A 19,695-nucleotide genomic window follows, 5' to 3' on the forward strand; every position below is an offset into this window, starting at 1 on the left:
TCATTCACCTTCCGGGCAGGGAAGTTGCCAGCCGGGGGCCGGGCCGTAGTGGGCGAAGGTGAACACCCGGGACGCATATCGAGAGACCAGTTGGGTATCCCCCGGGACGCCCTCGATGAGATACCGGGTGGTGCTGCCCTCCACCGGGGTGGCCGATACGTTCTCGTAGAGAGTCAACGGTTTGTCCGCCAGGCTGGCGGGGCAGACGAGATCGGCGAAGTCGACCTCCACGCTCCAGGGCACATAGAACTCACTGGTCGAGGTGACCTCGATGGTGAACGTGACGTGCCAGTCACCACCGCCCACGCGGACCGGGGAGACCTCGAACAGCGAGGGGTCCGGCTCCGGGGTCGGGACCCGCTCCGCACAGTAACCGAAGCGCTGCGTAGCCCCGGGTTGCAGGACCCGGTGCCAGTCATGGATCGCTCCGAGGGTCCACAGGCCGGTGTGCTCGTCGTAGGCCCGGGTTTCGATGTTGTTGTAGGTGATGGTTCCCGGTACCTGGGGGTTCGCACCCCACAGCGGCGCCAGGGAGGAGTCGAACTGCACGGTCCAATCGGGCACCGTGACCTCGGAGACGTTCGTCACGGTGAAGTCGTGGCAGTAGTTCAGCACATTGCTGTAGCCACCGGTCCAGGTGTGGTGGTACTCGAGCCCCGGGGTCAGGCTGACCGGTTCGAGGGCGTGGTCCACCTTCGCCGGCGGCGGCGCCACCGGTTCGGCCGTGACCGTCCATGAGGTGGTGCTGAGCGCACCAGGAGCGTCCGGTCCGCTGAGGTGCTGGGTGGTGGCGAGCAGCGCTTGCACCTCCACCTCCCCCTCGATGGCCCAGGCCTGGTCGGTGACGAGGGTGATGAGCGAGCCCCCGCCGGGGTCGCTCTGCACGCGCACGGGGGCATCGGCGGCAGTGGACACGGTGCCGCGGGTCTGCCCGGTGCCGGGCAGGACGACGGCGATCGATGCGCCGGCGACCTCGCTCACCGGGGTTCCGGGTAGCCTCAGGTGGACCTGGGTGATCTGGTTCTGCTGACCGACGATCTCGGTGTCGGCCCGGCCGTGCATGACCCGCCCGGTGTCCAGCAGAGCACCGGAGAAGGCAGCAAGGGACCCGCTCAGGTTCCCGATGGTGCTGGTCCGGGTGATGCCGTCGGTTCCGGTCACTGAGATCGCCACGGTGGTCACGTCGCGAGGCGCCATCCGGGTGATGGCGCAGCCGGGAGCGCTCATGTCCTCGGTCAGCGTCACCGACTGCACCGCGCCCTCGGTCACCGTGCTGGCCTCACAGGTACGCCCCGGGGCGTGCACGCTCATGCTGATCTCGTCGCCGGCGGGAAAGCCCCGGTCCGCTCCCCCGGTGAGGGTGACCGGACCGAGGCGCCAGTCGCCCTCGCCCCAGTGCGGGGCGTACTGGATCTCCAGCCCGGCCAGTTCCCTGGTCTGCACGGCGCCGGCCCCCATCTGCTGGGGGTGGGCTCCACCAAGGCCCGCCGCCGAGCCGATCACGCTGCCACTGAGGATCAACACCGCCAGCAACGCCAGCAATCCCGCCACTCGCCGCCTGGCCGGAGTCCGAGGGACCCTGGCCGGCGTCATGGGGACTCACCGCCGGAGTCCGTCTCGTCGTCGTCAGTGCGCCACAGCAACAGGGTGACGATCCCACCCACGGCAAGGGCGACCACGTACGGCAGCACCTGGGGGCTGAACACGATCCCGGCCCGGGGCAGCACCGCAACAGCCTTGCCGCGCACGTCCGCGTCGGCGATCACCCACTCGTCCGGGTTCTCGCTGTTGTCACCGATCGTGGTGTAGGTGCCGTCCGGCTCGACCGAGCCGACGCGGTGGATCACGTGGCCACCGGCACCGGCCTGCCCGGCGGGCACGGTGTAGGAGATGACATCACCCACCTGGTAGGAACCGGTCCGAAGGGTCACCACGACGTCTCCGGTGGCGTAGGTGGGCTCCATCGACGCGCCGTGCACGATCGTCAGCCCGGTGAGGCCGCCGAACTGGGCGGGCCACAGGGCCACGACCGCCAGGGCCAACAGCACCCAGCTCACAACCGTGCGCAGGCGGGCCGCCCCCGAGGCGCGGTGGCGTGCTCGCGAGCGGGGATCGCGAGTTGGTGGCTCCTCTGTCCCTCCGGGCCCGGGCCCCACGGCGGCGAGCGCAGGCTGCCGAGCCGCGAGCGTTGCCGCCTGGTCCGCCACGTGCAGAGCACCCATGACGGCGGTGTCCGGCTCGAGGCGGGGACTCGTCGTCATGGGTGCTCCTGGATGTGCTGGTGCTGGGCGGGCGGACCGGAGATCCGGTCGTAGCAGGGGCTACTAGTTGTTGGTGATGACCACGGCAGCGCCGTACACGTCGTGGGCGGCCACGATGGTGTCGCTGTCGTCCACCTCCATGTAGCCACCGCCGGTGCCGGTGTACTCGGCCAACTCCTCGCCGTTGGCGCCGGACACCGTGACCTGCACCTCGGCGTCAGCGGGGATGGTCTCGGCACCGGTCGGGGTCAGCGTGAAACCGTCGACGACGTAGTGGCCCTGGCCGGCGTCGTATGAGGTCTCCCAGGTGACACTGACGCCCTCGGTGATCGGAGCGACCACTTCGCTGGAATCGGCACCCAGTTCCTGGGCGTTCACACCTCCCAAGGTGGCAGCGGAGGCGGCCACGGCCGCAGCCACGGCAACACCGGCGAGCAGGGCGAGTGCATTCTTCTTGCGGGGCTTGTTCACGACAGTTCCTTCGGTGTGCGGGCCGTAACGGCCGACTGATGTCTGGGTGTCACCACCGGGCCGATGAGGCTTCCGGTGGCGACATCCCTGACACTACGAGCGGCCCCTCAGCACGCCCCCAGTCCGGGCTCAAGGACACCTCAGGTTCTCCTCAGGTGCGGTGAGACCGGCCACACTCACGGCTGCAGCAGCGGGAACAGGTGCTCAGCGGTTACGCCTCCAGGTCGCCCCGGACCGGTGGACCCGTCCGCCCAGTTCGAGCATCCCCAGCGCGGCACTGACCTGGGCCGGGGCGAGCCCGCTGGCACGCACCAGAGGATCGAATCCGGCGCCGGCTCGAGCCGGGAGTGCATCGAGCACCTTGGCCTGGTCCGGGCTCAGATCATCAAGGAGGCCCGGCTGCACCGCCGGCTCGTGCTCGTCCACGGTGCCCACCGGTCTGATCAGTTCCAGCACCTCCTGCGCCCCGGTGATCAGCACCGCCTCGGCCTCGCGGATCAACCGGTGGCAGCCGGCCGAGGTGGCTGAGGTCACCGGGCCCGGGACCGCGCCCACCGGCCGCATCAGGTCATTGGCGGCCCGCGCGGTGCTCAGCGCACCCGAGCGCCACCCCGCCTCCACCACCACGGTGCCCTTCCCCAGGGCGGCGATCAGTCGGTTCCGCCGCAGGAACCGTGAGCGCATCGGGGCGGTGCCCGGTGGAACCTCGGCGAGGACGACCCCCGAAGCGGCCACCCGGCGCAACAGATCGGTGTTCGCGCTCGGGTAGAACCTGTCGAGTCCGCCCGCCATCACTGCCAGTACGGGCGCATCGGCGGCCAGTGCCGCCTGGTGGGCCGCGGCGTCGATGCCGAAGGCTCCCCCGGAGGTGATCGTCACGCCGTGCCCGCCCACCTCGTAGGCCAGGTCCTGGGCGACTCGCTGCCCGTAGTCGGTGCACGCCCGCGCACCCACGATCGCCACCGAACTCCGGGCCAGCCGGGCCGGACAAGCACTGCCGACCATCCACAGGCACCACGGCGGGTCGGGCAGGTCATCGACGGCTACGGGCCAGGACTCCTCACCCGGCACCAGCAGCCGTCCGCCCCGGCGGGCGATCACCTCCAACTCCCGGCGCGGATCGAGGTTGTGCAACCGGGGCGACCACCGCTGTGCGGCGGTGACCCAGACCCGTGAGGGCCGCAAGCCGGGCGGAGCGCCCCGGGCCCCGCGGTAGAGCCAGTCCAGTGCCGCTCCGGCGCCGGCGCCGGCCAGCAGCGGGCGGGCTGCGGCGTCGTCGGACTCGGCGATGCGGCTCCAGGCGGCCAGCGCCAGTCGCTCGTCGGTGATGTCGAAGGGTGGGCGCTGTTCAGCCATGACGCTCCCGGGTCCGCAGGGTGAAGGCGGTGGCGATGTCCTCGGTACACACCTGGTCCCGCCCGGCCAGGTCGGCCAGCGTCCAGGCCAGGCGCAGCACCCGGTCATAGCCGCGCATGGTGATCTGGCGGCGGTCCCGGGCGCGGTCCAGATCCCGGGTCAACCGGCGCCCGGCTGCGGCGGTGCGCTCACGAACCCACCGGCCCGGGGCCTGCCGGTAGGTGGTCCAGCCGGTTCCTTCCAGCCGGGACCTGGTGCGCTCACGAGCCCGGAGTACCCGCGCACGGACCGTCTCGGTGTTCTCCCCGGCGGCGGCGGTGGCGAGTTCGGCCTGGGACAGCGGTTCCACCCCGATCTGGATGTCGACCCGGTCCAGCACCGGACCGGAGAGCCTGGACCGGTAGCGGCGCAGCATCTGCGGGGTGCAGGTGCACCTGCTGTGCGGGCTGCCCGCATGCCCGCACGGGCACGGGTTGGCCGCCAGGACCAGTTGGAACCGGGCCGGGTAGGAGGTGTGTGCGCCGGAACGGTCCAGGCTCACGTAACCGGCCTCCAGGGGTTGGCGCAGCGTCTCCAGCACCCGCGTAGGAAACTCCGGGGCCTCATCCAGGAACAGCACGCCGCAGTGGGCTCGGGAGATCGACCCCGGCCGGGGTGTCCCGCTGCCCCCGCCGACGATCGCCGGCGCGCTGGCGGTGTGGTGCGGGCTCTCGAACGGTGGCCGCCGGATCAGGCCTGCCTCGGGGCTGAACGTCCCGCACAGGGAGTGGATCGAGGTGACCTCCAGGGCGTCGGCATCCCCCAGGTCCGGCAACAGCCCGGGCAGCCGTGCCGCCAGCATGGTCTTACCGGTACCGGGCGGGCCCTCCATGAGCAGGTGGTAACCGCCGGCGGCCGCCACTTCCAGGGCGTGCCGGGCTTGGTGCTGAGCGAGCACGTCACCCAGATCGGCGTCGGGGCCCGAGTGGGCCGCATGGGGCGTTTGGAGCGGTTGCGCCGGAGCGCTGCTGCGGATCTGTTCTTCCAGGTCGGGGTCGATCGGCACGCCGTAGTGGCGGACCACGTCGATCAGGTGGCCGACCCCGGTGACCTGTGCGCCATGGACCAGGGCTGCCTCGGCGGCGTTGGCCTGTGGGACCACCACGTGGGGGTAGCCGGCCCGTACCGCCGCATGGACGGCGGGCAGGACTCCGCGGGCCGGTTGCACACGGCCGTCCAGACCCAGTTCACCCAAGTGCACCGTCCGTTCGGCCAGCGGCGCTTCGATCTGCCGGTCCGCGCACAGGATCGAGGTGGCCAGCGCCAGGTCGAAGACCGAGCCACGCTTGGGCACATCTGCCGGGGACAGGTTCACCACGACCTTCTTGTCCGGCCACCGCATCCCGGAGTGCTTCAGCGCGACCTTCACCCGGTGTTTGGCCTCCTTCATCGCGGTGCTCACCGACCCCACGATGGTGGCCTCGGGGATGCCGGACCCGGCGTCGGACTGCACCTCCACCAGCACCCCGCGCATCCCCACCAGGGCTACCGCCCAGGTGCGCCCCAGGCCCATCACCCGGCCTCCTGCCTGCTCATCCCGGGACCGGTGCTCCGGATCCTGCTGCACATCTCCACCACCTCCACGTTGCAGGCTGCCCGCCGGAGCCAGAGCGGTGGGGGCCCGAGCACAAGGGTTGTGGACGGACGCTACGACGCCGTTGCACTGTGAATAGGTGCTCTGCGGCTCGACGGCGCGCCGGCGCTGGCGCGCACCGCCGACACGGCTCCGCGTCGAGGCGCGCAGGGCCGGACGTCCATTGCGCGGACCTGGTCAGCCGACCGAGCGCAGGTGCCTGACCAGCGCCCCTCCCCCGGGTGGCAGCAGCACCGCGATCACATCGATGCGCACCGCCGGGAAATAGGACGGGCACTGGGCCAGGAACGCGGCGGCGAGGCGCCGCAGACGCCGCAGTTTCACCCCGGCTACCGCCTCGGCCGGGCTTCCGAACCGGGTCGAGGTGCGGGTCTTGACCTCCACCACCACCAGGGTGGACCCGTCCTGGGCGACGATGTCGATCTCGCCGGCCGGGCAACGCCAGTTCGTGGCCAGCACCCGCATGCCGTGGTTGCGCAACCACCCGGCGGCCACGTGCTCGCCACGTGCCCCGATCTGCTGGTTGTGAGCGGACACAGCCACCACCTCCACTGCCCAGCGTGCCCGCCGGGGGAGGTGAGCACGGAGGCCCCGGGCGCACGTGTGGACAGCGCCTCGGGCTGTGGACGGCTCAGACCGGCACGGCCTCGCTCCGCCGCGACGTGCGGATCGCGCGAAGGTTGATCAGATACGTGAGCACGAAGGCCAGGGACATCGAGGTGAGCATCGAGATCACCATCCCGACCGCGCTGGTGGCGATGAACGGAGCGACGAAGGCCGGGACGTATGCGGTGGCCTCGACCCCGAAGGCACCCACCACCGCACCGCCGACGGTCGCCGCGCCGACAGCGGCGGCGAAGACGCGCCTATCGCCGAACATGAACGGATAAGCCGCCTCGACGAAGGTCCCGAAGAAGAAGTTCACCGGCGCACCGGATCCGGCGAGCGCCCGCTCACCGCTGGTGCGGGGCTTGATCACGTTGGCCAGGGTGATGCCCAGGCTGACCATGACCAGAGCGACCATGTCGATGGCACCGAAGAAGCTGTGGCCCTTCTGCCCCATCTCCAGCAGCACCAGCGGCAGGATCACCGCGTGGTAGACCCCGCCGATGATCGCGAACCAGATCACCGCGCCGGCCAGTGCCCCGGCCAGGATCGGACTGAACACCAGGGCCGCCTCGATGCCGTCCTTGACGGCCAGGCCCAGCCAGTTCGTGACCGGCGCCAACAGGTAGTACACGATCAGTCCCGGTACCACTCCCGCGACCGCACCGGTGGCGATGTTGGCGGTGGTGGCCGGGAAGCGCCAGGCCAGGGTCTTTCCGATCAGCCATGCCGCCAGCAGCCCGGACAGGATCCCGCCGGCCAGCCCGCCCAGGATGCCGCCCTCGGCGGCCAGGATTCCGGCGATCGCACCGGCCACCAGGCCCACCTCATCGAGCCCGGATATCTTGCGCGCCGCGACCGCCGCGATGACCACCGGAAGACCGGCCATCAGCACGTCGAACACATCGGACAACCCGGCCAGCGGCGGGATCTTGCTCACCGCCAGCACCAGCGCCAGGGCGATGAAGGCCGGGATGGAGCCGACCATAATGCCGCGGATGCTGATCCGGCGCCACGCGGCCTCACGTGTGTGTCCCGACTGGCTGCCACCGCCGCCCAGCGCGGGGCGGTACCGAACCTTCCAGTACCGGGCCAGGGCGGAGACGTAGGCCACCGCACGGGTGGTGGAGGTGGTGCCGGTGGTGCCCGAGGCGCCGACGACGTTCAACCCCATCTGCTGTGCGGTGGCGATCGAGGTCCCCCCGGTTCCGGCGGCCGGGAGGCCTTGCTCGACGCCGGCGGCCACCGTGGCAGCGTTCGTGCCGGTCGGGTCCGCACTCATCAGGATCAACCCGTCGACTGCGCCCGCGCGCACCTGCTCGGCGATCTCGGCGTCGAGTGCCGCTGCGGCCCGGTTCACCTCCGCCAGGGTGCCGCGGGCGGTGACCGTGACCCGACCGTCGACCAGGGCGAACAGTTCCGCCGGGGTTTCCTCCGCGGCGCTGTGCATCGAGGTCTGCGCCGAGACGACCTGCACGTGCGTCAGTTCGAAGCCGGCGGCGTGTACCTGACGCCGGACATCGGCGATCATCCCGGCCGCGTCGTGGCCGCCGTGGCTGCGCAGGTTCCCCCCGCTACTGCCCAGCAGCGCTATCGTCCGGCGCTGCCCATCCTTGTCCTGGACCACGTCCGGTCCCTTTCTCGAAGTCTGCGTTGACAGGTGTGCCCGACGGCGCCGGGCAGGTTCTGCTGCCCGTGCTCGCGGCGGGGTGGTGGGTGCTCAGCCGGGCAGTTCCAGGTCCGGTTTGGCCAGTTCCTCCACGTTGACGTCCTTGAAGGTCACCACCCGTACGGACTTGACGAACCTGGCCGAGCGGTACACGTCCCAGACCCAGGCGTCTCCGAGGGTCAACTCGAAGAACACCTCACCGCCGGCCGAACGGACCTGTAGGTCCACGTGGTTGGCCAGGTAGAAGCGGCGCTCGGTCTCCACCACATAGGAGAACAACCCGACCACGTCGCGGTACTCGCGGTACAGCGCGAGTTCGGCGTCGGTCTCATAACTCTCCAAGTCGTCGGCACTCACAGGTCCATCATGCCCTGCTCGAGCGCCACTGTTGTGCCGGGCAACGCCCAACTGCGCCGGTGCCAGGGGGTCGGCCCGCGCTCCCGGAGCGCACGCAGGTGCTCCGGGGCGGCGTACCCCTTGTTCTCGGCCCACCCGAACTCCGGGTGGTCCGGGTGCAGGGCGGTCATCGCGTCATCGCGCTCACACTTGGCCAGGACGCTCGCCGCGGCCACGCATGCGCACGTCAGATCGGCCTTGATGCGGGTGGTCACCTGCGGCGCCGGCGCCTCCACGACCATCCCCCGGGGCGGGGTGAGCCAGTCATGATGACCGTCCAGGATCACCGCCGACGGCGCTGCGTCCTGCTCGGTCAGCGCCGTCAGGGCACGTTGCCCGGCGATCCGCAGTGCCCCGATGATCCCCCACACGTCGATCTCGGCGGGACTGGCGTGACCGACAGAACTGGCGTACGCCCATCGGCGGATCGGTGCGCACAAGGACTGCCGGACCTGGGGGCGCAGCAATTTCGAGTCGCGCAGACCGGCCGGGATGCGGCCGGTATCCCTGCGCACCACGACCACGCCCACGCTGACCGGCCCGGCCAGTGCACCACGGCCCACCTCGTCCATGCCGGCGACCAGCTCGTGACCGGAGTCGATCAGGTCGCGCTCGACATGCCGGCCCGGTGGGCGCGTCCTGCTGCGGCGTTTTGGGCGGTGGGCGGCACTCATCGTTCAGGCGGGGTCGGGCACACCGACGAAAACGTCCTCGCCCCCGGACAGCCAGGTGAGCCGGTCCAGCGGCCACACGATCACGAAGGCACGGCCGGTGACCTGATCAACCGGGACGAATCCGCCACCCGCGGCCCCACCGTGGTAACGGGAGTCGGCCGACTGGGCGCGGTTGTCGCCCATCAGCCACAGATGCTCGGCCGGGACGACGACGTCGAACTCATCCTGGCTGGGTGCGACCCCGGTGGCCAGGTAGGGCGCCTCGTCGATCGACTCACCGTTGACGCTCACCCGGCCCTGCTCGTCGCAGCAGACGACCTCATCGCCGGGCAGGCCGATCACGCGTTTGATCACATGCTCATCGGCGTGCTGGGGCAGGATCCCGACGAAGATCAGGGCTTGCTGCCAGACCGTGGGCTCGGGCGCGGGGGTATCGCGCAGCCAGCCACCGGGGTCGACGAACACGACCACATCGCCCCGCTCGATGTCACTGACGGCGGGGACCAACTTATTCACCACCAGCCGGTCCCCCACGTCCAGGGTGTCCTGCATGGACACGCTCGGGATGAAGAAGGCCTGGGCGAAGAAGGTCTTGATGACGAACGACAGCACCAGTGCGGTCACCACCACGATGGTGGTCTCGCGCAGGAACGTGGCGAACGGCCCCCGCTTGCGACGCCGGCGGGGCGAGTCGCCCCGGGCTGCTCCGACGGTGGATGTGGTCGCCTCGGAAGCGGGCGCCGGGGTGTCGTCGTCGTTCGCGCTGCCGGCCCCGCTCCGGGGCTGATCGGTCACCTGCTACCGGCCGATGCCGGTCAGTTGGCCGGAGTGGTCTCGCGACGCTCGCGAATCCGGGTGGCCTTGCCCTGACGGTCGCGCAGGTAGTACAACTTCGCCCGGCGAACCGCACCACGGCTGACGACGTCGATGTGGTCCACGGTCGGTGAGTGCAGCGGGAAGGTCCGCTCCACGCCCACGCCGAAACTGGCCTTGCGCACGGTGAAGGTCTCGCGCACGCCGCCACCGCTCCGGGCGATCACGGCACCCTGGAACACCTGGATCCGCGAACGGCTCCCCTCGATGACCTTCACGTGTACACGCACGGTGTCACCGGCGCGGAACTCGGGCACGTCGGTGCGCAGCGATGCTGCGTCGACTTCGTCCAGGATGTTCATGCTGAGCCTTTCCGCTGTGCCACAGGTCACTCGCGCTGATACGGGCGGCGGGCGCCGCCGTCGAAGTAGTGGTCGGTGGTCACCCAACGCTCATACGGGCACGCGCTCCCCTGCGGCAGAGGCGTGGAGGGTGGTGACCTCGGCATATTCTGCCACACCAGGACGATCGGAGAGAATCAGGCCGATGTTGGACCCAGGGTGAGTTCCATCACGAAGTCGGACTCGATGCTGGAGCCGACGTTGAACGTGCGCTCCCCCACCCGGGTGAATCCCTGGCTGCGGTAGAACTGCTGCGCACGTTCGTTGAGTTGGCTCACCCCGAGCCAGACCGAGTCGACCGGGCGGCGCCCGGCCTCCGCGATCGCCGCACGGACCAGGGCCGCGCCGACGCCTCGCCGGTGGTGCTCGGGCAGGACGTAGATCTTGCTCAACTCCGCGCACGGCCGGGCCCGGACCACAGCGCGGACGTCCTCCGAGCTCGGCTCCTGATAGCCCAACAGCGTGTAGCCCACGATGGCCCCGCCCAGGGTCGCCAGCAGGATCGTGTGCTCCCGGCTGCGCAGATAGGCGCGCAGTCGCTGGGGATTGAGGTTGGTGTCGACGAAGGTCTGCACGTCGTCGGGGGCGATGTGGGCTGGGCAGGCCAGCGGGAAGGTGACCGCGGCTACCTCGGCCAGTTCCTCGACGTCAGCGGCCTTCGCGGGGCGGACCTGCACCGTCCCAGCGGCCTCCAGCAGGTCGGGGCGGCGCTGGGCGGTGCGTTGCAGTGCGCGGGCACGGCGCCAGCGGCGGATCCGATCGTGATCACCCGAGCGCAGCACCTCGGGCACCTCCTGGTCACGCCAGTAGGTGGGCCTGGTGTAGACCGGATACTCCAGCAGGCCACCGCTGCCATGGGACTCCTCCACCAGGGACTCGGGGTTGCCGACCACCCCGGGTAGCAGGCGTGCCAGCGCCTCGATGATCACCAGGGCCGCGGCCTCGCCTCCGTTCAGCACGTAATCTCCGACGGAGATCTCGCGAACCTCGATCTGCTCGCCGGCCTGGTAGTGGTGGGCCACCCGGGCGTCGATGCCCTCATACCGCCCGCACGCGAGGACCAACTGGGCCCCGGCGGCGACCATCAGCGCCAGTTCCTCAGCGGTGGTCTGGGTCAGCGGTTCCCCTGCCGGGGAGGGCAGCACCAGGGTGCGGACATGATGCTGGCCCTGGCTGAACACCTCATCGAGCGCACGACCCCAGACGTCGGGGCGCATCACCATTCCGGCGCCGCCACCGAAGGGAGCGTCATCGACGGTGCGGTGAGCGTCGGTGGTCCAGTCACGCAGATCATGCACGGAGATGTTCAGCAGCCCGTCCCGGCGTGCCTTACCCACCAGGGATAGGTCGAGCGGGTCGAGGTACTGGGGAAAGATGCTCACCACATCGATCCGCCCGGTCACGCCTGCTGCTCCTCATCGGACAGGAGCCCACCGGGCGGGTCGATCGTCACCGTGCCGGCGTCCACATCCACCTCGGGCACGATCTGGGACACGAACGGCACGAGCACCTGCTCCCCGGCGGTGGTGCGCAGCACCAGCACGTCATGGGCCGGCATGTGCTGCACGTCCTCGATGCTGCCCAGGTCCAGGCCAGCCGGGGTGCGGGCGACCAGCCCGCGCAACTGGTGGGGGTACCACGCGTCCGGTTCGTGCACGGGAGGGGCGAGCAGGCTCACTCCGCGCAGCGCCTGCGCGGCGTCGCGGTCGGTGTGTCCGGTGAAGCGGGCGTGGTACCGGCCGCGGTGCAGGTACAGGTGCGCCACGGCCAGCGGGCCGGCCTCGGGCGGGTCGGTCACGATCTCGGTACCGGTCGCGAGCCGAGCCTCCGGATCGTCGGTGTGCACCTGCAGTCGGACGTCGCCACGCAGGCCGTGGGGGGGACCGATGGTCGCCACCCGCAGCAGTTCCTGATCCTCGCCGGTCACTCCCCGATCATGGCGTACCCGCCTCCTCCGGTACACACCCGGCCGGTATCCGCTCGGCGTCGACACGACGCAGCCACCCGGCCCCGAGGGGCTGGGTGGCTGCGAAGCTCGGACCGGTTCAGCGTCGGTCCACGTCCACGACGTCCACGCGAACCGGGCCATCGGTGGCCAGTGCGCCGATCACGGTTCGCAGGGCCCGGGCGGTGCGACCGGAGCGCCCGATCACACGCCCGAGATCGGCGGGGTTCACCCGTACCTCGAGCAGGTCACCGCGGCGCAGCGTCTTGGTGTCGACCCGGACATCGTCAGGGTTGTCCACGATGCCGCGCACCAGGTGCTCGAGCGCATCGGCCAGCATCAGGCTTGCGCCTCCGGCTCCTCGCCGCTGCCGTCGGCGGCTGCGTCGTCGGCCTCAGCCGGCTCCTGCGCAGCGCTCGCGTCCTCGGCGGGCTTCTCAGCAGATTCCTCGGCAGCCTGAGCGGCGTCTTCCTTCGCCTTGGCCGCCTGCGCCTTGCGCAGTTCGGCGTCGGCCTCGGCGGCCTTGATCGCCTCGGCGGCGTCGGCACCGCCCTCCTTGGTCCGCAGAGTGCCCTCGGCGCCGGGCAGACCCTTGAAACTCTGCCAGTCGCCGGTCACCTTCAACAGTGCGAGCACCTGCTCGGTGGGCTGTGCGCCCACCCCCAGCCAGTACTTGGCCCGCTCGGAGTCGACGTCGATGACGGACGGCTCCTCGGTGGGGTGGTACTTGCCGATCTCTTCGATCACCCGGCCATCACGCTTGGTGCGGGAGTCGGCGACGACGATGCGGTAGTAGGGCGCCCGGATCTTGCCCAGGCGCTTCAAACGGATCTTGACGGCCACGTTGGTGGTTACTCCTCGAGTGTTTGGGAGGGCTCCCGGCACACCCTGTAGGGACAAGGGCGGGCAGGTCACCCGGGACACATCACGGTGCGCGGAGAGAGGGCCGGGCACCACGATGGGTACAGCGGGCCATTGTGCCAGATCGCGGCAGCACCGGGCCACAGCCGTACGCCCGCTGTGATGGGATACACGCCACACCACGCCGCCCGGTCCGGTCGGGACCGGGCGGGGCCGCCGTCAGGACCAGCGGAAGGTGCGGGCACCGACGGTGAAGAACACCACCGTATAGGCACCCATGACTCCCAGCTGCAGCCACGGGGTGCCGGTGCCGAACCACGCCTCCGACAGCGCCTGGCTCGCCGCACCCAGCGGGGTGTAGGTAGCGATGGTCTGCAGCGTGTCGGGCATCATCGGCCCCGGGGTCCACAGCCCGGCGAAGAACAGCATGGGGAAGTACGTCAGCATCCCGATTCCGGAAGCTGTGCTGGCCTTCGGGGCGAGCCCTCCGATCACCAGCCCGATCGCGAGCATCGTCCCGGCGCCCAGCAGGAACGCTGCGGCCAGCACCAGCGGCTGGGACGGGAGGGGCACGTCGAAGGCGAGCACGCCCACAACTACCGCCAGCGCCGCGGCGATCAACAGCGTGACGATGCTGATCACCATGTGCGCGTACAGCACCCCTGCCGGGCGCATCGGGGTGGTGGCCAGCCGGCGGAAGATGCCCTGTTCCCGGTAGCCGGCCAGATAGGCCGGCAACGTGGTGAGCCCGACGGTGGCGATCGCGACGCTGACCAGGGCTGGGGTGAAGACGTGGATGACCTGCAACCCGTCCCAGGGCGGCCCGACCCCCTCCACCTCGGTGCGCATGCCTGGAATGACCAGGCTCATGCCCACAAGCAGGACGGTAGGGAAGATCAGGGCGAAGAAGACCGAGCCGAAGTCGCGGCTGAACAGCCGGGCTTCGGTGCGGGTGAGTTGGCCCAGACCGCGCGGGACAGGTGGACGGGTGGTGGTGGCAGTCATGCGGAGACCTCCGAGTCGGCATCGACGACGGACAGTTCGCGGCCGGTGGTTGCCACGAACACGTCCTCCAGGGAACGGTTCAGGGTGCGGATCTCGTCGGGGACGATGTCGAGTTCGGCCAGGGCGAGCAGGGTGGAGGGCAGCACCGTGCGGGAGCCGCTGACCTCGATCTCGTGACCCACGTGGCGCACCTGGTCCACGTCGGCAAGGTTGTGCAGCACCTGCTCATCGAGTGCCTCGGACAGTCGCATCCGGAAGGTCCGCTCCTCCTCCAGGTCGGCGATGAGGGCGGCCGGGGCACCCTCGGCGACGATCCGGCCACGGTCGATGATCGCCAGCCGGTCACAGAGCCGTTCGGCCTCCTCCATGAAATGGGTGACCAGCACGATCGTCACGCCGCGGGAGCGGACCTGCTCGACCAGTTTCCAGGTGTCCCGGCGGGCCTGGGGGTCCAGGCCGGTGGTCAGTTCGTCCAGGATCGCCACGTGAGGGTTGCCGATCAGGGCCAGGGCAATGGACAGACGTTGCTGCTGCCCACCTGAGAGTGCCTCGAACTTGGTGTGCCGCTTGTCGTGCAGACCCAGCAGTGTCAGCAGTTCGTCGGCATCGGCGGGATCGGCGTAGAAGGAGGCGTACAGCCGAAGTGCCTCTGCGACGGTGATCTTGGCCGGCAGCCGGGAGGATTGCAGTTGGATCCCCAGCACCTCCCGAACCGAGGCCGGGTCGCGTTGGGGGTCGCGGCCGAGGATGCGCACGGTCCCGGCGTCGGCGGTACGCAGCCCGGCGAGGCATTCCACGGTGGTGGTCTTGCCGGCGCCGTTGGGGCCCAGCACGCCGAAGATCTCTCCGGGCTGGACCTGCAGGCTGACGTTGTCGACGGCGACGGTGTCGCCGTAGGTCTTGCGCAGGCCAGTGATCTCGATGACCGGTTGGGTGGTGATCGTCATGATGACTCCACGGAGTTGATGGGAACGTTGCGGGTAACGAGATGGAAAGCGAAAGCGCCGGTAGCGATGACGATGAGGGCGAAGGCCACCGCCCATCCGGCCCCGGTGGGCAGACCGAGCCACGCCTGGATCGGCGCATCGCTCGCGGTCAGCGCGATCACCACGAGCACGGGGCCGACGGTGGGGATGAGCAGCACGGTGCCCAGCAGCGCGCTGGTGCGGTAGTAGGCCATCGCCACCAGCAGGCCGCAGATGATCGCCGTGGTGGACAGCAACCACTGACCCACGAACATCCCCCAGGTGGCGCCCGAACCGAGCATCGGCCCGTCATCGAGCAGCATCGCCGCGTCGGGGAATACCAGCGACTCCAGGACGGCGAGCAGGTACAACGCTGCGCCGTAGAGCACCCCCATGATGAGCGCGGTGAGCACGTTCGCCCGGATGAAGGCCCTCCTGGTCATCCCGGACAGCACGTGCACCGGCAGGTAGGCCAGCACGAAGATGAGCGCGAGGGAGAAGGCGAACCAGGTGGAGGCGTGGGTGCCGTACGGCGCAACCAGCACCCGGGTCGGGATGATCCCGCTCATCAGGATGTGCGCGGCGATGAGCAGCAGTACCAGGGCCCCCCAGAGCCACACGGCCACACGCAGGTGCGCCCCGATCAGGGTCCTGGTGGCCACGATCCAATTCGGTCGGACACGGGTGGTGGTGGTCATCGGTTCTCCCCGGAGGTGAGATGGACGAACAGGTCCTGCAGCGGGACCGGGCCGATCTCGACACCGGAGTCCTTGGCCCGCCGGCGAAGGTCGGGATCGAGTTCGCCGAACACAGTCGTCTGCTGGGTCGGGCCCAGCGTCTGGGTGGACAGCACCTGTAGCCCGGCGGTCAGGTCGGTGATGGCCTCGGCGGCGCCGGTGAGGCTGGCTCCGCGAGCCCGCAGGTCCTCGGCGTCGGCATTGAGTAGCACGCGCCCGGAGTGCAGGATCGTGACGCCGGCGAATAGTTGCTCGATCTCGCTGATCAGGTGGCTGGAGAGCACGATCGTGCGGGGGTTCTCGACGTAGTCGGCCAGGAGCAGGTCGTAGAACCGGTACCGGGACGGGGCGTCCATACCCAGGTGCACCTCGTCGAACAGGGTCACCGGTGACCGGCTGGCCAGACCCAGCACCACCCCGAGGGCCGATCGCTGGCCCCGGGAGAGCTTGTCCGGGCGCTTCTTGGGCGAGAGTTCGAAGGCCTCCAGCAACTCCCCGGCGTAGTCGGCGTCCCAGTACCTGCGCACGTCGGCGAAGTAGTCCAGGTTGGTGCGCACCTTCTCGTCGGTGAGCACATCGCCGCTCTCGCGGATCATGCAGATGTCGCCCATGATCCGTTCGTTCTCGAACGGATCCTCGCCGCCCACCAACACGGCACCGGTGGTGGGCCGGCGCAGTGCCGCGATCGTCGACAGCAGCGTGGTCTTGCCGGAGCCGTTGCGTCCGAGCAGTCCGTGGATCGCACCCGCGTCGAACTGCACACTGACGTCCTGTAGGGCCTGGGTGTCCTTGAACCGGACACCAAGTTGCTCGGTGCTGATGCTCAGCCCGCTCACTGCCGGCCTCCCTTCCGGATGTAGGCGAGGAGGTCGGCGGTGTCGATGCCCAGCATCCGCGCCTCCCGCAGAACCGGGTCCATCCAGTCGGTGAAGAACGCTTCGCGGCGCTGGGCCCGCAACCTCTGCGGAGCCCCCTCGGCGACGAACATGCCCACTCCTCGTTGCTTGTAGAGAATCCCTTCGGCCACCAGTTCGGTGAAGGCTTTTGCGGCGGTGGCCGGGTTGATCCGGTAGGTGGTGGCGTACTGCGTGGTCGACATGACCTGGTCGCCGGCGGCCAGCCGGCCGCCGATGATGTCGGCGCGAATCTGATCGGCGATCTGCACGTAGATCGGCTCAGGACCGTCGAACATGCCACCTCCCTAGTTCATTACTGCACTAATGAACCATAGGACCGAAGACCTGTCAATCCATCCATGGGCCTCGTCCCGCTGACACCAGGGCGCGGCGGCGCACCGGCGAGGCGATGTCGGGCCGAAGGGGCGCATCGGGAGCGCAGTTGCGCCCAACGGGGCACGAGGGGCGCAGCGACAGGGCAGTGCCGGGGTCAATCGGCGGGCGACGCCGCACCGGCGCAGGCCCTCAGGCCGCTGGAAGGCTCAGTGCGTCGCCGACATGAGCGCACAGGGAGCCGGCCCCTGCTCGGCCGAGGAGTTCACTACTCGAACATGTTGTTGATCTGGTCGTTCAGTTCCGCCATCGCCTGCACGTCCCGGGTGCCCAGGTAGATCGAGTCCATCACCGGTGTCACCAGCGAGGTGATCGCGGCGCCGTGGTCGGTCACCGGGAACAGCACCGTGTAGTTGTTGTCCACCAGGTCGGTGAAGGGGGTCACATCGATCCCCTCGGCTGCGAACTCCTCCACCGCTGCCTCGGTGCCCGCAGGCCGGGCCGGGAAGATCACCGCCTGCTCCCCTACCGTGATCTGGCACTCATCGGATCCCAGGTAGGCCACCAACCGGGCCGCCTCCTCGGGGTGCTCGGTCTGGGCGTTGATGTTGTCGGCCAAGCCGTTGTACATCGAGACCGGGTGGCCCACCGGTCCGCTGGGGACGGGAGCGATGCCCATCTCCACCCCGTCCAGGGCCGCGAAACTGCGGATCATCCAGGACCCGTTGGCCGAGATCGCCGCCTGCCCGGAGGCGAACTGCTGCACCGGGTTGGGGTCGGTTCCGCCGATCTCGAAGGGTGGCATGAACCCCTTGTCCACGAGCGAGAAGAGCCATTCGATGGAGTCGAGGAACCGCGGATCGTCGTAGTTGTACTCATCCCCCCACACCTGCGCGTTGGTGTACTCCCACCCGGTGGCGCCGGCCAGCCAGGACCACTGGGTCTGCCCGTCGAAGCCGCCGGACCCGTTGGAGGCGATGCCGTAGGTGACCACGTTGCCCGGGTCGAAACCGTCCTCGTCGCCGCGCACCCCGTTGGCGTCCACCGACAGTCGCGCGAGGATCTCCTCGAAGGTGCCGCCGTCGTCGGGGTTCCAGTCCAGGCCCTCCAGGTCCTCCGGTTCCAGCCCGGCATCGGCCAGCAGGGCCTGGTTGTAGAACAACGCGATGGTGTCGAAGTCCTTGGGGATCCCGTACCAGCCGCCATCGGGTCCCACCCACAACTCCGAGAGCCCCTCCTGGAACTCATCCGGCTCGATCTGGGAGGTGGCCTCCAACTCGTTCAGATCCAGCAACACCTCACGGGTGACGTACTCGGGGTATCGGGTCAGGTGGCCGGTGAGCACGTCCGGGCCCGCGCCGGCTACGAATCCCGCGGTGACCTTCTGCCAGTAGTCGTCCCACCCGTACTGGCTCACCCGCACGTTGATGTCGGGGTTGGCATCCTCGAAGGCCTGCACGCACTGCTGGTAGGCCGGCAACTGGTTGGCGTCCCACAACCAGTAGTCCAGGTGCACCTCACCGTCCAGTTCGGGCGCCGCGCACCCGGCCAGCACCAGGCCGGCACCGGCGAGCGCCGCAATCGAGGAGACCCGCAGCCGACGGCGCCGCCCCCCGGCGGTGGAGCGTGTGGTCGGCCCGGTCTCACCCCGGTAGGAACGACTGCGGGTGGCACCGTGCGTCACTCGGCCGGTCCGGGTGGTGGGGTTCATCATGGCGCTCCTCACTTGATCCCGGTGAAACCGATGGAGTTGACGATGCGCTTGGCGAAGAGCATGAACAGCACCAGCATGGGCAGGGCCGCCACCAGGGTCGCCGCCATCAGGCCGGACCAGTCCGGTCCGGTCTGGGGGGTCTGTGCGTTGAACGTGGCCAGGGCCACGGTCAGCACCCGGGACTCGTCGGTGTAGGAGACCATCAGCGGCCAGAAGTAGTCGTTCCAGGCGGTGATGTAGGTCAGGATCGAGACTGTGGCGATCGGTGCCACGGTCATCGGGATGATCAGGGTGAAGAACACCCGGACCTTCGAGGCACCATCGATGAAGGCCGCCTCCTCCACCTCGATGGCCACGTTCATGAAGAACTGGCGCAGGAAGAAGATCACGAACGGGGTCATGAACAGCCCGGGCAGCATGATGCCCAGCAGCGTGTCGATGAGACCCAGATCACGGATCAGGAGGAAGTTGGGCAGCAGGGTGAAGATCAGCGGCACCATGAGGGAGAGCAGGAACAGACCGAAGACGAAGTCCCGTCCCGGCCAGCGCAACCGGGAGAAGGCGTAGGCGGCCATCGCGGAGAAGAACACCTGGCACACCGTGACCGCGGTGGCCACGATCACCGAGTTGCGCAGGTACAGCCAGAAGTCCATGTGCGCCCCGGATCCGCCGTCGGCGATCGCCTCCTCCACCGACTGCATCCCGAACACCCGAGCGAACCCGCTCCAGGTGAACTCCACCGGCAGCAGCGAGGCGGCATTGGCGTACAGCGCGCTGTTGGAGGAGAGCGCGGTGCGCAGGATCCAGTAGAACGGGAACAGGGTGATGATCAACAGGAGCACCATCACCACCCAGGCAAGGATGCGCCCGAGGCCGGACCTGCGGTGGGGACGGGACGTTTGCGCCTGCCTCATCGGGGCGTCCGGTTCCACCGCGGCCACCTTCTCCTGAGTCATGTC

The 19,695-nt window shown here is 69.4% G+C and carries 22 protein-coding genes; all 22 read right to left on the reverse strand.

Going from position 1 to position 19,695, the window contains the following annotated elements; genetic code table 11:
- The 22 genes from ACPL7H_RS12775 to ACPL7H_RS12880 all read right to left on the reverse strand — a co-directional run bounded on the left by ACPL7H_RS12775 (position 1) and on the right by ACPL7H_RS12880 (position 19,692).
- Positions 1 to 1,551, reverse strand: coding sequence for a hypothetical protein (locus tag ACPL7H_RS12775; protein WP_424797269.1), 1,551 nt, complete (start codon positions 1,549 to 1,551; stop codon positions 1 to 3).
- Positions 1,552 to 1,589: 38 nt separating this feature from the next.
- The gene (locus tag ACPL7H_RS12780) at positions 1,590 to 2,261 is read right to left on the reverse strand and encodes a signal peptidase I (RefSeq protein WP_424788386.1); all 672 of its coding nucleotides are present in this window, start codon (positions 2,259 to 2,261) and stop codon (positions 1,590 to 1,592) included.
- A gap of 63 nt (positions 2,262 to 2,324) precedes the next feature.
- The gene (locus ACPL7H_RS12785; protein ID WP_424788387.1) at positions 2,325 to 2,732 is read right to left on the reverse strand and encodes a hypothetical protein; all 408 of its coding nucleotides are present in this window, start codon (positions 2,730 to 2,732) and stop codon (positions 2,325 to 2,327) included.
- Positions 2,733 to 2,936: 204 nt separating this feature from the next.
- Complete coding sequence (gene dprA, locus ACPL7H_RS12790) at positions 2,937 to 4,088, reverse strand: DNA-processing protein DprA (RefSeq protein ID WP_424797270.1); 1,152 nt, start codon at positions 4,086 to 4,088, stop codon at positions 2,937 to 2,939.
- Positions 4,081 to 5,694, reverse strand: coding sequence for a YifB family Mg chelatase-like AAA ATPase (locus ACPL7H_RS12795; protein ID WP_424797271.1), 1,614 nt, complete (start codon positions 5,692 to 5,694; stop codon positions 4,081 to 4,083). The genes dprA and ACPL7H_RS12795 overlap by 8 nt, the downstream gene beginning before the upstream one ends.
- Positions 5,695 to 5,898: 204 nt before the next feature.
- A complete protein-coding gene (locus ACPL7H_RS12800) occupies positions 5,899 to 6,258 on the reverse strand; it encodes a YraN family protein (RefSeq protein ID WP_424797272.1) in 360 nt (119 codons plus the stop codon).
- 94 nt (positions 6,259 to 6,352) lie between these two features.
- Entirely contained in the window at positions 6,353 to 7,954 is a 1,602-nt protein-coding gene (locus tag ACPL7H_RS12805; RefSeq protein WP_424797273.1) for a hypothetical protein, read from the reverse strand.
- A 93-nt stretch (positions 7,955 to 8,047) separates the two neighbouring features.
- On the reverse strand, positions 8,048 to 8,353 hold the full coding sequence (locus tag ACPL7H_RS12810; RefSeq protein WP_424788392.1) for a DUF2469 domain-containing protein: 306 nt from the start codon (positions 8,351 to 8,353) through the stop codon (positions 8,048 to 8,050).
- Positions 8,350 to 9,066, reverse strand: coding sequence for a ribonuclease HII (locus tag ACPL7H_RS12815; RefSeq protein ID WP_424797274.1), 717 nt, complete (start codon positions 9,064 to 9,066; stop codon positions 8,350 to 8,352). Before ACPL7H_RS12815 ends, ACPL7H_RS12810 begins: the two co-directional genes overlap by 4 nt.
- A gap of 3 nt (positions 9,067 to 9,069) precedes the next feature.
- The gene (gene lepB, locus ACPL7H_RS12820; RefSeq protein ID WP_424797275.1) at positions 9,070 to 9,861 is read right to left on the reverse strand and encodes a signal peptidase I; all 792 of its coding nucleotides are present in this window, start codon (positions 9,859 to 9,861) and stop codon (positions 9,070 to 9,072) included.
- Positions 9,862 to 9,881: 20 nt separating this feature from the next.
- Positions 9,882 to 10,241 (reverse strand): 50S ribosomal protein L19, encoded by a 360-nt coding sequence (rplS, locus tag ACPL7H_RS12825; RefSeq protein WP_424788395.1) that lies wholly within the window; start codon positions 10,239 to 10,241, stop codon positions 9,882 to 9,884.
- Positions 10,242 to 10,417: 176 nt separating this feature from the next.
- Positions 10,418 to 11,683: a tRNA (guanosine(37)-N1)-methyltransferase TrmD gene (gene trmD / locus ACPL7H_RS12830; protein WP_424797276.1), complete on the reverse strand. Its 1,266-nt coding sequence runs from the start codon at positions 11,681 to 11,683 to the stop codon at positions 10,418 to 10,420.
- Complete coding sequence (gene rimM, locus ACPL7H_RS12835) at positions 11,680 to 12,207, reverse strand: ribosome maturation factor RimM (protein ID WP_424797277.1); 528 nt, start codon at positions 12,205 to 12,207, stop codon at positions 11,680 to 11,682. The genes trmD and rimM overlap by 4 nt, the downstream gene beginning before the upstream one ends.
- A 118-nt stretch (positions 12,208 to 12,325) precedes the next feature.
- Positions 12,326 to 12,565: an RNA-binding protein gene (locus ACPL7H_RS12840; protein ID WP_424788398.1), complete on the reverse strand. Its 240-nt coding sequence runs from the start codon at positions 12,563 to 12,565 to the stop codon at positions 12,326 to 12,328.
- A complete protein-coding gene (gene rpsP / locus ACPL7H_RS12845) occupies positions 12,565 to 13,068 on the reverse strand; it encodes a 30S ribosomal protein S16 (RefSeq protein ID WP_424797278.1) in 504 nt (167 codons plus the stop codon). Before rpsP ends, ACPL7H_RS12840 begins: the two co-directional genes overlap by 1 nt.
- 237 nt (positions 13,069 to 13,305) lie before the next feature.
- Positions 13,306 to 14,091, reverse strand: coding sequence for an ABC transporter permease (locus ACPL7H_RS12850; protein WP_424797279.1), 786 nt, complete (start codon positions 14,089 to 14,091; stop codon positions 13,306 to 13,308).
- Positions 14,088 to 15,038, reverse strand: coding sequence for an ABC transporter ATP-binding protein (locus tag ACPL7H_RS12855; RefSeq protein ID WP_424797280.1), 951 nt, complete (start codon positions 15,036 to 15,038; stop codon positions 14,088 to 14,090). The genes ACPL7H_RS12850 and ACPL7H_RS12855 overlap by 4 nt, the downstream gene beginning before the upstream one ends.
- Positions 15,035 to 15,754: a hypothetical protein gene (locus ACPL7H_RS12860; RefSeq protein ID WP_424797281.1), complete on the reverse strand. Its 720-nt coding sequence runs from the start codon at positions 15,752 to 15,754 to the stop codon at positions 15,035 to 15,037. The genes ACPL7H_RS12855 and ACPL7H_RS12860 overlap by 4 nt, the downstream gene beginning before the upstream one ends.
- Positions 15,751 to 16,629 carry an ATP-binding cassette domain-containing protein gene (locus ACPL7H_RS12865; RefSeq protein ID WP_424797282.1) on the reverse strand — a complete coding sequence of 293 codons (879 nt, stop codon included), beginning with the start codon at positions 16,627 to 16,629 and terminating at the stop codon, positions 15,751 to 15,753. The genes ACPL7H_RS12860 and ACPL7H_RS12865 overlap by 4 nt, the downstream gene beginning before the upstream one ends.
- A complete protein-coding gene (locus ACPL7H_RS12870; protein ID WP_424797283.1) occupies positions 16,626 to 16,985 on the reverse strand; it encodes a GntR family transcriptional regulator in 360 nt (119 codons plus the stop codon). The genes ACPL7H_RS12865 and ACPL7H_RS12870 overlap by 4 nt, the downstream gene beginning before the upstream one ends.
- A gap of 305 nt (positions 16,986 to 17,290) precedes the next feature.
- Entirely contained in the window at positions 17,291 to 18,733 is a 1,443-nt protein-coding gene (locus tag ACPL7H_RS12875; RefSeq protein ID WP_424797284.1) for an ABC transporter substrate-binding protein, read from the reverse strand.
- A gap of 11 nt (positions 18,734 to 18,744) precedes the next feature.
- Positions 18,745 to 19,692 carry a carbohydrate ABC transporter permease gene (locus ACPL7H_RS12880; protein WP_424788406.1) on the reverse strand — a complete coding sequence of 316 codons (948 nt, stop codon included), beginning with the start codon at positions 19,690 to 19,692 and terminating at the stop codon, positions 18,745 to 18,747.
- Positions 19,693 to 19,695: the final 3 nt, after the last annotated feature.

It is taken from the genome of Pseudactinotalea sp. Z1732 (genome assembly GCF_049724975.1).
In the GTDB taxonomy this organism is placed as follows: Bacteria; Actinomycetota; Actinomycetes; order Actinomycetales; family Beutenbergiaceae; genus CALKWS01.

Coding starts and splice junctions, on each gene's coding strand:
- ACPL7H_RS12780 (WP_424788386.1), bottom strand. CDS start 2,261: ATGACGACGAGTCCCCGCCTCGAGCCGGACACCGCCGTCATGGGTGCT.
- ACPL7H_RS12815 (WP_424797274.1), bottom strand. CDS start 9,066: ATGAGTGCCGCCCACCGCCCAAAACGCCGCAGCAGGACGCGCCCACCG.
- dprA (WP_424797270.1), bottom strand. CDS start 4,088: ATGGCTGAACAGCGCCCACCCTTCGACATCACCGACGAGCGACTGGCG.
- ACPL7H_RS12860 (WP_424797281.1), bottom strand. CDS start 15,754: ATGACCACCACCACCCGTGTCCGACCGAATTGGATCGTGGCCACCAGG.
- ACPL7H_RS12875 (WP_424797284.1), bottom strand. CDS start 18,733: ATGAACCCCACCACCCGGACCGGCCGAGTGACGCACGGTGCCACCCGC.
- rplS (WP_424788395.1), bottom strand. CDS start 10,241: ATGAACATCCTGGACGAAGTCGACGCAGCATCGCTGCGCACCGACGTG.
- ACPL7H_RS12870 (WP_424797283.1), bottom strand. CDS start 16,985: ATGTTCGACGGTCCTGAGCCGATCTACGTGCAGATCGCCGATCAGATT.
- ACPL7H_RS12840 (WP_424788398.1), bottom strand. CDS start 12,565: ATGCTGGCCGATGCGCTCGAGCACCTGGTGCGCGGCATCGTGGACAAC.
- ACPL7H_RS12880 (WP_424788406.1), bottom strand. CDS start 19,692: ATGACTCAGGAGAAGGTGGCCGCGGTGGAACCGGACGCCCCGATGAGG.
- ACPL7H_RS12855 (WP_424797280.1), bottom strand. CDS start 15,038: ATGACGATCACCACCCAACCGGTCATCGAGATCACTGGCCTGCGCAAG.
- ACPL7H_RS12850 (WP_424797279.1), bottom strand. CDS start 14,091: ATGACTGCCACCACCACCCGTCCACCTGTCCCGCGCGGTCTGGGCCAA.